Origin of the sequence: Mesorhizobium sp. M0601 (genome assembly GCF_040320845.1) — a bacterium.
GTDB lineage: Bacteria > Pseudomonadota > Alphaproteobacteria > Rhizobiales > Rhizobiaceae > Mesorhizobium.
The window spans coordinates 109,706-122,869 of the sequence record NZ_JAMYQK010000010.1; the positions used below are offsets into that span (position 1 = coordinate 109,706).

The 13,164-nt window shown below is 62.8% G+C and carries 12 protein-coding genes; 7 read left to right on the forward strand and 5 right to left on the reverse strand.

The features are described 5' to 3' along the window. Positions 1 to 106: 106 nt before the first annotated feature. Entirely contained in the window at positions 107 to 1,483 is a 1,377-nt protein-coding gene (locus NKI41_RS12445; RefSeq protein ID WP_352501343.1) for an aspartate aminotransferase family protein, read from the forward strand. 88 nt (positions 1,484 to 1,571) lie between these two features. Here NKI41_RS12445 and NKI41_RS12450 read toward each other — a convergent pair whose 3' ends face one another. From NKI41_RS12450 to NKI41_RS12470, 5 genes are all read right to left on the reverse strand, one after another. Continuing rightward, positions 1,572 to 2,684 carry a nucleotidyltransferase family protein gene (locus NKI41_RS12450; protein WP_352501342.1) on the reverse strand — a complete coding sequence of 371 codons (1,113 nt, stop codon included), beginning with the start codon at positions 2,682 to 2,684 and terminating at the stop codon, positions 1,572 to 1,574. 271 nt (positions 2,685 to 2,955) lie between these two features. Next, on the reverse strand, positions 2,956 to 4,050 hold the full coding sequence (locus NKI41_RS12455; RefSeq protein WP_352501341.1) for an alcohol dehydrogenase family protein: 1,095 nt from the start codon (positions 4,048 to 4,050) through the stop codon (positions 2,956 to 2,958). 9 nt (positions 4,051 to 4,059) lie between these two features. Continuing rightward, positions 4,060 to 5,439 carry an aspartate aminotransferase family protein gene (locus NKI41_RS12460; protein ID WP_352683217.1) on the reverse strand — a complete coding sequence of 460 codons (1,380 nt, stop codon included), beginning with the start codon at positions 5,437 to 5,439 and terminating at the stop codon, positions 4,060 to 4,062. Positions 5,440 to 5,474: 35 nt separating this feature from the next. Further along, positions 5,475 to 6,968, reverse strand: a complete 1,494-nt coding sequence (locus NKI41_RS12465) for an NAD-dependent succinate-semialdehyde dehydrogenase (RefSeq protein ID WP_352683219.1) — start codon at positions 6,966 to 6,968, stop codon at positions 5,475 to 5,477. A 127-nt stretch (positions 6,969 to 7,095) separates the two neighbouring features. Continuing rightward, positions 7,096 to 7,587, reverse strand: coding sequence for an Lrp/AsnC family transcriptional regulator (locus NKI41_RS12470; protein WP_352473224.1), 492 nt, complete (start codon positions 7,585 to 7,587; stop codon positions 7,096 to 7,098). 82 nt (positions 7,588 to 7,669) lie between these two features. Between NKI41_RS12470 and ehuR the strand changes: the two genes are divergently transcribed. From ehuR to eutA, 6 genes are all read left to right on the forward strand, one after another. Next, the gene (gene ehuR, locus NKI41_RS12475) at positions 7,670 to 9,055 is read left to right on the forward strand and encodes a MocR-like ectoine utilization transcription factor EhuR (protein WP_352683221.1); all 1,386 of its coding nucleotides are present in this window, start codon (positions 7,670 to 7,672) and stop codon (positions 9,053 to 9,055) included. 122 nt (positions 9,056 to 9,177) lie between these two features. Next, positions 9,178 to 9,963: an ectoine/hydroxyectoine ABC transporter ATP-binding protein EhuA gene (ehuA, locus tag NKI41_RS12480; RefSeq protein WP_352683223.1), complete on the forward strand. Its 786-nt coding sequence runs from the start codon at positions 9,178 to 9,180 to the stop codon at positions 9,961 to 9,963. Between the two features lie 65 nt (positions 9,964 to 10,028). Then, complete coding sequence (gene ehuB, locus NKI41_RS12485) at positions 10,029 to 10,880, forward strand: ectoine/hydroxyectoine ABC transporter substrate-binding protein EhuB (RefSeq protein ID WP_023677200.1); 852 nt, start codon at positions 10,029 to 10,031, stop codon at positions 10,878 to 10,880. A 172-nt stretch (positions 10,881 to 11,052) separates the two neighbouring features. Then, positions 11,053 to 11,712 carry an ectoine/hydroxyectoine ABC transporter permease subunit EhuC gene (ehuC, locus tag NKI41_RS12490; protein ID WP_352473226.1) on the forward strand — a complete coding sequence of 220 codons (660 nt, stop codon included), beginning with the start codon at positions 11,053 to 11,055 and terminating at the stop codon, positions 11,710 to 11,712. A 16-nt stretch (positions 11,713 to 11,728) separates the two neighbouring features. Continuing rightward, positions 11,729 to 12,388 (forward strand): ectoine/hydroxyectoine ABC transporter permease subunit EhuD, encoded by a 660-nt coding sequence (gene ehuD, locus NKI41_RS12495; RefSeq protein WP_352467665.1) that lies wholly within the window; start codon positions 11,729 to 11,731, stop codon positions 12,386 to 12,388. Further along, complete coding sequence (gene eutA, locus NKI41_RS12500) at positions 12,385 to 13,158, forward strand: ectoine utilization protein EutA (protein ID WP_352683225.1); 774 nt, start codon at positions 12,385 to 12,387, stop codon at positions 13,156 to 13,158. Before ehuD ends, eutA begins: the two co-directional genes overlap by 4 nt. The last annotated feature ends 6 nt before the right edge of the window (positions 13,159 to 13,164 follow it).

Sequence of the window (13,164 nt, forward strand, 5' to 3'; positions counted from 1 at the left end):
TTGACACTATACCGTTCGAGAAAGATGCATCAAACGGCATAACGCACGGGGACCTGCCGAGCCGGACCGGCGGCAGGATTGTTCCGCGTCAGCATCAGGAGCCGTCATGGACGCACGACCGAATTCACCCGAAGCCCGCGACATAAGCTTTCACATGCATGGCTATACGAATGCGCGCAAGCATCAGGAGTCGGGGCCGCTCGTCATCGAGAAGGGCGACGGCATCTATGTCGAGGACCTTGCCGGCAACCGCTATATCGAGGCGATGGCGGGGCTCTGGAGCGTCGCGGTCGGCTTTTCGGAGAAGCGGCTGGTCGATGCGGCAGTACGGCAAATGTCGAAGCTGCCTTACTATCACGATTTCGGCTCCAAATCGCATTCGCCGCTGATCGATCTCGCCGAGAGACTGGTGCAGATGGCGCCGGTGCCGATGAGCAAGGCGTATTTCACCAATTCCGGCTCCGAGGCCAACGATACGGCCATGAAGATGATCTGGTACCGGTCGAATGCGCTCGGCCAGCCGGCGCGCAAGAAGATCATCAGCCGCAAGAAGGGCTATCACGGCGTCACCATCGCCTCGGCAAGCCTGACCGGACTGCCCAACAACCACACTTCCTTTGACCTGCCGATTGCCAATGTGCTGTATACCTCGACGCCGCACCATTGGCGCGAGGCGCTGCCGGGTGAAAGCGAGGAGCTGTTTTCGACGCGGCTTGCCGACGAACTGGAAAAGCTGATCCTCGCCGAAGGACCGGAAACCATCGCCGCCTTTTTCGGCGAACCGATCATGGGCGCCGGCGGCGTCATCGTACCGCCGGCGGGCTACTGGGAGAAGATACAGGCGGTCCTGTCGAGATACGACATCCTGCTCATCGCCGACGAGGTGATCTGCGGCTTTGGCCGAACTGGTGAGATGTTCGGCTCGCAGACCTTCGGCATCAGGCCCGACATCATGGTGTTATCGAAACAGATCTCTTCGTCCTACCTGCCGATCTCAGCCCTGCTGATCAATGACAAGGTATTCGAGCCGATCGCCGACGAAAGCAACCGTATCGGCACCTTCGGCCACGGTTTCACCGGCGGCGGCCATCCTGTTGCGGCAGCGGTCGCGCTCGAGAACCTGAAGCTGATCGAGGAGCGCGACCTTGTCGGCAATGCGCGTGCGGTCGGCGCGCATATGCTGAAGCGGCTGCGCACGCTCGCTTCGCACCCGCTTGTCGGCGAGGTGCGCGGCATCGGCCTGATTTCGGCGGTCGAACTGGTCGGCGACAAGGCGAACAAGGCGCCGTGGGGGAAGACCAGTGAACTGGGCGGGCTCGTCAACGGCTTCATGCAGCAGAACGGCGTCATCTCGCGCAATATGGGCGATGCGCTGGCTTTCTGCCCGCCGCTGATCATCACCGAGCCGCAGGTCGACCAGGTGATCGACGCGTTTGAACGGTCGCTCGAGGCTGCCGCCAAGCAGATCCGATCGCAGAGCTGAATAGGCAAAGTCGATTTTTGAAACCTGAAAACAAAAACGCCTCGGCGACGGCTGGCAGAAGGTTACCCTCCACACCCGTTGCTGCCGTTTAGTCTCCGTGCTTTGTTTTCGCAGATGAGCCGCTGAATCCTTCCAGTTCCTCGCCGATTCCTGAAAGTGCGTTGACGATCGTCGCCTCGACGTCGCCACGCTGTTTCTGGGGAATCAAGCCAAGTCCTTTTTGTATCGCTTCACGCCAATGTTTCCCCCTGTCCCACGCTTCCGAAAACGCGACGGCGAGATCGTCCTGGCGACGGGTAGCTTCCAGTGCCTCGACCAGAAGTGCTGCCTGGCGGACATCCTTTTCCCGCTTGCCCACGCCGTTTGCGTTGTTCTGTCGGCGCGAGGCAACGATCAGCTTGTGAACCGCATATCGTCCGGGCGACGGTACCACGACAGGCACTCCCGATCGATGCAGCAGCACAGTTCTGATTGGTTCGTGGATCAGGAAATCGAGAAACCGAAGAGGCTGCGCGGATGCACCGCCCAAAGACGGCATCGAGGTTGCATGATCGGCGTAGTCATCGCTGCCCGTGTTCGGTGTAAGGAACTCGACCTTGTATCGGACTGCGTTCTCGAATTGCGTCGCGTGTCCGGGATCTGATCTGTAAGGGATTTCCCTGAAGGTTGGGTCGATCTCCCTCAAGATTTCGAGGATGGGCGGCAGGCTGTCCTCGACCGCGGCCGACACGGAATGGAATAGGGCGAAGTCTGCATCGCCCGTCTGCAACGCTGCACCGGGCAGCTTCACGCCCAGATAGCCCGCGTAGGACTGAAAGGCGACTGTGCCGACCAGGACGCCGCGTAAGCGGAAGATGCCAGCCTTCCCCAGCGCCTCGACGACATCCCCGGTGAACCTTTCGGGTTCTGTCAGCCCTGCCTCGCGCACGAGCGTGGATACCAGCTTCCTGCGGGCGCGGAGGTCGTCCTTGATCTGACGGAAGGATTCAACGCGTTTTGCAATCTCGGGATCGCTGTCAGGCCCGACATACCGTCGCGTCTTCGTCGGCTGCGTTTCCTCGAAATACCAGTATACCTTGCCCTTGACGGGCACCTTGACGAGATTGCCCGTCGTAGGGAAATCCGTTTCGAAGACTGCGTCCAAGGATCGCTGGACGAGTTCCGCATACATCGTGCGGTAAACGAGGTCGACCGTCTTCATGTCAGGCGGCTCCGGTTATAAGAAAAATGCGGTTCTCTTATAGCGGCATGACCTCAAGGGACGCAAGCGGGAGTTATAAGAAAATCGCGAAAACCTATAACACCGCAGGAGAGGGTCAGGAATCCTTGTTGCCGGCGTGCAGCCAAATCAGAATGGGTTTTGCTCATTCAGATAAACAAAGCCATCACGAAAACGCTGCTTGGATGTGGCGCTCGACCTCACCGCGTCCGCGAACGGCCCGAGCCTGTCATAGGCGTTTTTGGTCGACGCGCTATTTTGGCGACGCATCCGGCACGACGACCAGCTTGCCAACGAAATCCTTGGCGATGAAATCGGCCTGGGCGCGATGGAAATCGGACAGCTTGTAGACGCCGCCGACCAGCGGCCGGATCTTCTTGTCCTCGATGTAGCGCACGATGCGGCGGAAATCCGCGCGTGTGCCCTGGCTTGAGCCATGCAGTTGCAGCTGTTTCAGGTACATGGTGCGCAGATCGAGCTGGACGACCGGGCCGGCAATCGCGCCGGCCGTGGTATAGCGGCCTTCCGGCCTCAAGATGCGCAGGAGGTCGTTGAAGATGGCGCCGCCGACCAGGTCGGCGACCACATCGATTGGCCGCCCGCCGGTCGCCTCGTTCACGGCTGCCGGCAGGTCGGCCACGCCACGGGTGATCACCGCCTCGGCGCCGATGTCACGCACGGCCTGTTCCTTGCCCTTGCCGGCAACCGCATAGGGAATGGCGCCGCGTGCCCGCGCCAACTGCACGATGCCGGAGCCGACGCCGCCCGAGGCGCCGGTGACCAGCACGCGCTCACCGGCCTTCAATGCTGCGCGTTCCAGCATCTGTTCGCCGGTGAGATAGGCGCAGCAGAAAGTGGCGAGCTCGACATCGCTGAGATCGGTATCGACGACATGGGCATTCTCTGCCGGCACCGCCTGATATTCGGCATAGCCGCCGTCGCGGCCGTGGCCCATATAGTCGATGTCGGCGAGTGAATCGTCGTCGCGATTGTAGATGGAGAAATCGACCATCACCCGCTCGCCGATGCGGGTCGGCGAGACGCCGTCGCCGACGGCAATGATGTTGCCGACCGTGTCGGTGCCCTGGATGCGCGGGAAGCTCAGCGTATTGCCCCGACGACGCCAGGTCGACACAGCGGCGGCATCCTCCTCCGTTCCATAGGCGCCCTGGCGCACCCAGACGTCGGTGTTGTTCATGCCGCAAGCGGTGACCTTGACCAGCACCTCGCCCCGGGCGGGCGAGGGCACTTTCACGTCGGTGCGGTAGACGAGCTTTTCCGGTCCGCCGTGCCCGATCAGCTGCACGGCGGCCATGGTGGCGGGGAGGGTCTTGGTCATGGCATTCATGTCGGCTCTTCAGATATTTGCAAACACGCTCTTCACCGCGTCGGCCGTCCTCGACACGACGATATCGGCCTCTTGCCGCGTCAGGCAGAGCGGCGGCGCGAAACCGAGAATGTCGCCCTGCGGCATGGCCCGGCCGATGACGCCGCTTGCCGCAAGGGTGGTCGCGACCTGCGGCCCGATTTTATGCGAGGCGTCGAAGAATACGCGATCGTTCTTGTCGGCGACGAACTCGATCGCCGCCAGCATGCCGTCGCCGCGCACCTCGCCGACGTTTTTGTGGCCGCCGACGGCTTTCGTCAGCTCGGCGCGGAAATAGGCGCCGGTCTCGCCGGCGTTCCGCACCAGGTCCATCTCGTCGATCAGTTCCAGGTTGGCGACGCCGGCGGCGACGCAGATCGGATGCGCCGAATAGGTCCAGCCATGACCGAGCGAGCCGAGCTTGTCTGAACCCTGCACCAGCACCTGCCAGACCTTGTCTGACACGATGACGCCCGACAGCGGCGCATAGGCCGAGGTCAGGCCCTTGGCGATCGTGATCAGGTCGGGCTTGATGCCGTAGTGGTCGGAGCCGAACATGGTGCCCAGCCGGCCGAAGCCGGTGACGACCTCGTCGGCAACCAGAAGCACGTCGTATTTCTTCAGCACCGCCTGGATCTTCTCCCAGTAGCCGGCCGGCGGCGGCACGATGCCGCCGGTGCCGAGGATAGGCTCACCGATGAACGCGGCGACCGTCTCCGGCCCTTCGGCGAGAATCATCTCCTCGAGCTTGTCGGCACAGTGTTGCGAAAACTGCTCCTCGCTCAGCGAGCGGTCGGCACGGCGGAAGTAGTAGGGCGCCTCGGTGTGCAGGACCGGCGCACGCGGCAGGTCGAAGGCGTTGTGGAACAGGTCGAGGCCGGTCAGCGATCCGGTCATGATGCCGGAGCCGTGATAACCGCGCCAGCGCGAGATGATTTTCTTCTTCTCCGGCCGGCCGAGCACGTTGTTGTAGTACCAGATCAGCTTGATGTTGGTTTCATTGGCGTCGGAACCGGAGAGGCCGAAATAGACCCTCGACATGCCTTGCGGGGCGCGGTCGATGATCATCTTGGAAAGCGTGATCGACGCCTCGGTGCCGTGCCCGACATAGGCGTGATAATAGGCGAGGTTCTTGGCCTGCGCGGCGATGGCGTCGGCTATCTTCTGGCGGCCATAGCCGACATTGACGCAGTAGAGCCCGGCGAAGGCATCGATGCTCTTGCGCCCACTATTGTCCCAGATGGTGACGCCTTCGCCACCGGCGATCACCCGCGTCGGAGATTCACCGCGTGCGTGCGTGCCCATATGGGTCGAGGGATGGAAGAAATGATCGCGATCCCAGGCGGCGAGTTCGTTGGACTGGTCGAGCATTTTTTACTCCTTGAAAGCAAAAGCCTGACGGGGCGTTACGCCACGTCGAGGCAGAGATATTTGAGATCGGTAAAGGCTTCGAGCCCGTGACGCGAGCCCTCGCGACCGATGCCGGACTGCTTGACGCCGCCGAACGGGACCGGCGCGCCGGTGATCTTGACGCGGTTGATGGCGACCATGCCATAGTCGAGCGCGCGGCCGATGCGCAATTGCCTACCGCCATTCTCAGTCACGACATAGGCGACCAGGCCGTACTCTGTCGCATTGGCGCGGGCGACGACTTCCTCTTCGCTGTCGAAAGGCGTCACTGCCGCAACCGGACCGAAGGTCTCCTCGCGCATGATCAAAGCGTCGTCTCCAACGTCGGCGAGCAGGGTCGGCTGGTAGAACAGCGGCCCGGCAGGATGGCGCTTGCCGCCGGTCAGGCAACGCGCGCCTTTGGCGAGCGCATCGGCCACCTGCTCCTCGACCTTCTTGACGGCGCGTTCGTGCATCAAGGGTCCGATTTCGGTGTCGTCAGCGAGGCCATTGCCGGCCCGCAATGCCTCGACGCGTTTAGCGAAAGCAGCGCAGAACCGATCGTATAGCGGACGCTGGACATAGATGCGGTTGGCGGCGAGGCAGTCCTGGCCGGAGGTGGCAAATTTAGCGTCGACGGCTATTCTCACCGCCTTGTCGAGATCGGCGTCGGCAAAGACGATCAGCGGCGCATGCCCGCCAAGTTCCATCACCAGACGCTTCATCGTCGGCGCACTTTGCGCGGCAATCAGCCTGCCGGTCTCGGTCGAGCCGGTGAAGCTCATGGCGCGAACGCGCGGGTCTTCGCACATCCGCCCGACGATGGTCGAAGCCCTGCCGGTGAGGACGTTGAACACGCCAGCCGGCAGGCCGGCACGTTCGCCAAGCTCGGCCAGCGCCAGTGCCGACAGCGGCGTTTCCGAGGAAGGATGCGCGACGATGGTGCAGCCGGCGGCAAGGGCGGCAGCCGCCTTGCGGGTCAGCATGGCCGCTGGAAAATTCCACGGCGTGACGACGCCGACGACACCGAGCGGTTCGCGTCGCACCACCATCTCGGCATTTGGCAAATGGCTGGTGACGCTTTCGGCGTTGAGACGTTTGGCCTCCTCGGCATACCACTCGACAAAAGAGGCTGCGTAGTCGATCTCGCCGCGCGATTCCTTCAGCGGCTTGCCTTGTTCGAGCGTCATCAGCAGGGCCAGGTCATTTTTGGCGGCGACGATCAGATCGAACCATTTTCGCAAGATTTTCGACCGTTCCTGCGGCAGCAATGCGCGCCAGGCAGGAAAGGCGCGCGATGCCGCATCGATCGCCAATGTCGTCTGCCGGGCATCGAGCGCGGCAACGAAAGCGACGGTGGATCCGGTGGCCGGATCGGTCACCTCGAAACTCTCCGCGGTCTCGCTCGCCGTCCAGTGGCCAGCGACATAGGCGAGTTCGCGCAGCAGCCGTCGGTCGGCGAGGCGGTCAAGTGCTTCATGGCGCTGCGAGCGGGCAAAATGTGCGGACATCATCGGGCTCCCGGTTCGGGTGATGCCGCAAGACTATCTCTGCCGCGCAAACAGAGAGGCTGTTTGCGTGCCTGCACGTAGAGAGATTGTCTCTATTGCACCGAGCGCGCAGACGATCTCTCCGGTATCAGGAAGATGCCGGCAACAGGTCCGCCACCGGCAGCACACTCTCCTCCTTCACCGTCTTGGTGACGATATAGGTGAAATAGCGGTCGATGCCGATCTCGCGTTCGAGCAGAGTGTCGACCAGCCGCTGATAGGCGTCGATGTCGCGCGCCATCACCTTCAGCAGGTAATCGACGCCGCCGCCGACAGACCAGCAGGCGACGATCTCGGGAATGTCGCGGATGACGCGCTCGAAACGGTCGAAATCGGCCTGGCGGTGGCTGGCAAGCGTCACCTCCATCAGCACGGTAGCGACCGGCGAGATGGCGCGCATGGCGATCCTGGCATGGTAGCCCGAGACGATGCCGGCCTTTTCCAGCTTGCGCAGCCGCATCCAGCACGGCGTCGGCGACAGGCCGACTTTTTCGGCCAGCGCCAGCTTGGTGATGCGCCCGTCGCGCTGGATGGCGTCGAGTATTTTCAGATCGATCGGATCGAGTTTCGCTGCAGCCATGATCGCCCACTTCCGGTGCCGGACACCATGACGGCGCATTATTTCGATTGTCAATTGCACTGATTTCGATCTCTAATAAGTCATGACATTTTGGCGACCAGATCCCGCTCTTATCCGGCGGCCGGCCTATCAATCGCTCGCCGACCAGTTCGCGCGCGCCATTCATGACGGGCGCCTGGCCAATGGCGCGCGCTTGCCGACGCACCGGCAACTGGCCGACGATCTGCAACTTTCCGTGCAGACGGTCAGCCGCGCCTACGAGGAGCTGATCCGCCGCGGGCTGGTTTCCGGCGAGGTCGGCCGCGGCAGCTTCGTGCAGACGCAGCGCCGCGAGCCGGAGCCGCCCTATCTGCCGGAGCGGCTGGGCGAGGTCATCGACCTCTCCATCCTGAAGCCGGTCTGCGAACCGATGCATCTGGAGCGGCTGAGGCAGGCACTGGGCTGGCTCGCCGAAAACCTGCCGTCGAGCTCGGCGCTGTCGTTCAGGCCGAACATGGTGTTCCCACGCCACCGTGCGGTGGGTGTCGAGTGGCTGCGGCTCTGCGGCCTCGACGCGTCGCCGCAGAACATCAGCCTGACCAACGGCGCCACCGCCGGTATGACGGTAGCGCTGATGAGCGTAGCGCCGCCCGGTTCGACCGTCGCCACCGAGGCGATCGGCCACCACACGCTGATCCCGCTGGCGCGTTATCTCGGCTTCAACCTCGAGGGTTTGCCGATCGACGACAATGGGCTGATCCCGGAAGCGCTCGACGAGGCCTGCCGGCTGTCCGACATCCGCGCCGTGTTCGTGCAGCCCTCGGTGATCAACCCGACGGCAACGCTGATGGATGCCGCCCGGCGCGAGCAGATCGCTGCGGTGGCGCGCAGGCACGACATCGCCATTATCGAAAACGACGTGCTCGGCCCGCTGGTCGAGGACCGTCCGCCGCCGGTCGCGGCGTTTGCCCCCGAGCGCACGCTCTACGTCACCTCCTTTACCAAGATCGTGGTGCCGGGCCTGCGCATCGGCTATCTCGCGGCGCCCGATCGTTATGTCGCCGCGGTCGCCAATCGCCATCTCGTCTCGAACTGGATGGCGACGCCGTTGGTGGCCGAGATCGCCACCAAATGGGTGACCGACGGCACCGCGATGGAACTCGTGCGATGGCAGCGCCTGGCTTTGCGGCGGCGTCTGGACATAGCCGCCGAGGTGCTTGCCGGAGTGGATTATCGGGCTCATCGCGACGGGCTGCATGTCTGGCTGCGGCTGCCCGAGGATCGCGGCGAGGAAAGCTTTGTGTCCCAGGCGCGCCTGCAGGGCGTGGCGATTGCGCCCGGTACGTCGTTTCGCATTTCGCAGATGCCTTGGCATCCCGCCGTACGGATTTCGCTGGGCTCGACCACGGAGGGGGAACTGCGTGCCGGTCTCGGCGTTGTCACCAAGCTTCTGCTCGGCGATCCCGAGCATCTCCTGCTTGCCATCTAGGCAACAAATGGCGGGGAATTGTGCGGAGTTCGGAATATTGTCATGATATTATTTTCTTGATTGACATGATTTGCCGCGATCCGCATCGTTAAAGGCATAGCTTCTCCAGCACGGGAAATTCATTGTCGGCGCCCATCATCAAGATCGACGGCATTTCGAAAAGCTTCGGCACCTTCAAGGTGCTGGACGGCCTCTCGATGCAAGTCATGCCCGGCGAGAAGCTGGCACTGATCGGCCCGTCGGGTTCGGGCAAGACGACGATCCTGCGCATCCTGATGACGCTAGAGCGTATCGACAGCGGCCACATCCAAGTCGACGGCGAACAGCTGTACCACATGGAGCGCAACGGCCGGCTGCTGACGGCCGATGAACGGCATTTGGCAAAGATGCGCCAGAAGATCGGCATGGTCTTCCAACTGTTCAATCTGTTTCCGCACAAATGCGTCATCGACAATGTGACGCTGGCACCGATGCTGACCAAAGGCGTGCCGCGGGCCGCCGCCGAAAAGCGGGCGATGGAACTGCTCGACATGGTCGGCATGGTCGAGAAGGCCAAAGCGATGCCGGCGCAGCTTTCAGGCGGCCAGAAGCAGCGCGTCGCGATTGCGCGGGCGCTGGCGCTGTCGCCGAAAATCATGCTGTTCGACGAGGTCACCTCGGCGCTCGACCCTGAGCTCGTCGACGAGGTGCTCAACGTCATGCGCAAGCTCGCCGCCGAGACCGACATGACCATGCTGCTGGTCACCCACGAGATGGGTTTCGCCCATGACTTCGCCGACCGGGTGCTGTTCTTCGATCGCGGCAGAATAGTCGAGGAGGGCAAGCCCGACGAGATTTTCCGCCATCCCAAACAGGAGCGCACGCAAGGTTTCCTGAAGAAGATCATTGCGGCCGGACATCGGGTCTGACTGCCATGCGAGGCGGCAACGCCTCAAGCAAGCCAAGAAGACAGACAAACAAGGAGTTGGGAACAATGAAGAAATTTGCCATTTTGGCCGGCGTCGCCGGTATTGCGCTGACGGCGGTGCTGGCCGCCTCGACGGCCGGCTCGGCCGACGACAGCAAGCTCGAAGAGCTCAAGGCGCAAGGCTTTGCCCGCGTCGCCATCGCCAACGAGCCGCCCTATACGGCGGTCGCTGCCGACGGCAAGGTTTCGGGTGCGGCGCCTGACGTTGCCCGTGAAATCTTCAAACGCCTTGGCGTCAACGATATCGTCGCCTCGATCTCGGAATATGGCGCCATGATCCCCGGCCTGCAGGCCGGCCGTTTCGACGTCGTCACCGCCGGATTGTTCATGAAGCCGGAACGTTGTGCTGCGGTCGCCTATTCGGAACCGGTGCTGTGCGACGCCGAGGCGATGCTGGTGAAGAAGGGCAACCCGAAGGGCTTCAAGAGCTACGAGGACGTCGCGAAGGACGCGAGCGCCACGATCGGCGCGCCGGGTGGCGGCACTGAAGAGAAGCTGGCGCTCACCGCAGGTGTGCCGCGCGAGCGCGTCATCGTCGTGCCGGACGGCCAGAGCGGCCTGAAGATGCTGCAGGACGGCCGCATCGATGCTTATTCGCTGCCCGTGCTGTCGATCAACGACCTGGTCAAGAAAGCCAATGATCCGAACCTCGAAGTCATCGCGCCGGTGGTCGGTGCGCCGGTCTATTGCGACGGCGCGGCCTTCAAGAAGGGCGACGAAGCGCTGCGCGACGCCTATGATGTCGAGCTGGCGAAACTGAAGAAGTCCGGCGAGTTCGCCAAGATCATCGAGCCTTACGGCTTCTCGGCGGCGGCGGCAATGTCGACGAGCCGCGACAAGCTCTGCTCGGCGAAGTAAAAAGTGCCGCTCACCCTAGCTTCTCCCCGTCAAAAACGGGGAGAGGGGGGCGCCAACGCTGGAGCTTCACCTTTCTCCCCGTCCCTATAACGGGGAGAAGGTGCCGGCAGGCGGATGAGGGGCGGCGCCGGCGTTCTGTAATGATCACCAAGCGAGGAAACGCTTAGCCCTAATGACCCAATGGTCCGGCTATTTCGGCCTGATATTGCAAGGAGCGCTTGTCACCATCGAGCTGACGCTGATGGGGTCGGTGCTGGCCTTGATCATGGCTTTTCTCGCCGGGCTGGGGCGGCTGTCGCGGTTTTTCGTGCTGCGGGCGCTGGCCACCGCCTATATCGAGTTCTTCCGCGGCACCTCGATTTTTGTGCAGCTGTTCTGGGCCTATTTCGTGCTGCCCATTGCCGGCATTTCGCTGACGCCGCTGCAGGCCGGGGTGCTGGCGCTGGGCCTCAATGTCGGCGCCTATGCGGCGGAAGTGGTGCGTGGCGCCATCAAGTCTATCGGCCGCGAACAATATGAGGCCTGTACCGCCCTCAATCTCGGCCGCTGGCAAGCCATGCGCCATATCATCCTGCCGCAGGCGCTTCTGGTGATGCTGCCGACCTTCGGCAACAACGCCATTGAATTGCTCAAGGCCACCGCCGTCGTTTCGCTGATCTCGCTCGCCGACCTGACCTTCCAGGCGCAGGTGGTGCGCTCGCAGACCGGCAATACTCTGGTGCCGTTCAGCACCATCCTCGTCATCTATTTCGTCCTGGCGCTGCTCATCTCCTGGGGCGTGCGGTCGCTGGAACGCCGCATGGCTCGTGGCCTCGACGGGGTGCGCGTATGATGGATCGGGCCTGATAATGGAATGGGATTGGGATTTTGTCCGGCAGATCCTGCCGACGCTGATCGAGGGGGTGAAGATCACCATCCTGGCGACGCTGCTCGGCTCGGTACTGGCGGCGATCGTCGGGCTGGGCATCGCGTTGGCGCGCCGGTCGCCGAACAGGGCTCTGTCGCGCACCGTCGGTTTCCTTGCCGAGTTCATCCGTGGCACGCCGCTGTTGGTGCAGCTCTATTTCATCTTCTACGTGCTGCCGGATTTCGGCGTCCTGTTGCCGCCGCTGGTCGCGGGCGTTATCGGTCTCGGGCTGCATTACGGCACTTACACGGCCGAGGTCTACCGCGCCGGCATCGATAATGTTCCGCGCGGCCAGTGGGAAGCGGCCAAGGCCTGCAATCTGAACGCCACCCAGACCTGGACGCACATCATCATTCCGCAGGCGATCCCGCCGATGATCCCGGCGCTTGCCAATTATTTCATCGCCATGTTCAAAGAGACGCCGCTGCTGTCGGCGATCACCGTGCTGGAACTGATGAACCAGGCCAAGAGCGTCGCCAATACCTATTATCGGTATATCGAACCGATCACGTTGGTCGGCGCCTTCTTCCTCGCCATCAGCCTGTTCTCGGTGGTGCTGCTGCGCTGGCTGGAACACCGTTATGGGCGGATCGAAAGATGAGCGCTGCACCCGAAATCCGCCTGCATTCGGCCCGGCCGCCGCTCGACGCGCGTCCGCTGGAAAAGCGGGTCGGCCTGATCATCCTTGCCACCGACCATACGAGCGAACCGGATTTTCACCGCATGGTGGCAAGCGACCGCATCGGGGTCTATGTCGCACGCATCCCCTACGCCAACCCGACGACGCCGGACAATTTGCGCAAGATGCAGCCGTCACTGAAGGCGGCCGCGGCCCTGATCCTGCCCGACGAGCCGCTCGACGCGATCTGCTATTCCTGCACCTCGGCCTCCGTCGTGATCGGCGATGCCGAGATCGAGGCGGCGGTGCAGGCCGCCAAACCCGGCGCGCCGGTGGTTACGCCGCCGATGGCCGGGGTGCGCGGCCTGAAGGCGCTGGGCGCCAGGACGATCAGCATCCTCACTCCCTATACGGTCGAGACCAGCCGGCCGATGGCGGCCTATTTCACCGAGCATGGTTTCGAAATCGTCAGCTTCACTTGCCTCGGCTTCGAGGATGATCGCGAGATGGCGCGGATTGCGCCGAAATCCTTGGTCGATCTGGCTCGCGAGGCGACGGCCGAACACTCGGACGCGCTGTTTGTCTCCTGCACGGCACTGCGGTCCGCGGCGGCAGTTGTCGGCATGGAAGAAGCCATCGGCCGTCCTGTCGTCACCAGCAACCAGGCGACGGCCTGGAATTGCCTGCGGCTTTGCGACGACGACGAGCCGCGCCCTGAATTCGGCCGTCTGATGACGCTGCCGCTGAACTGATTGATG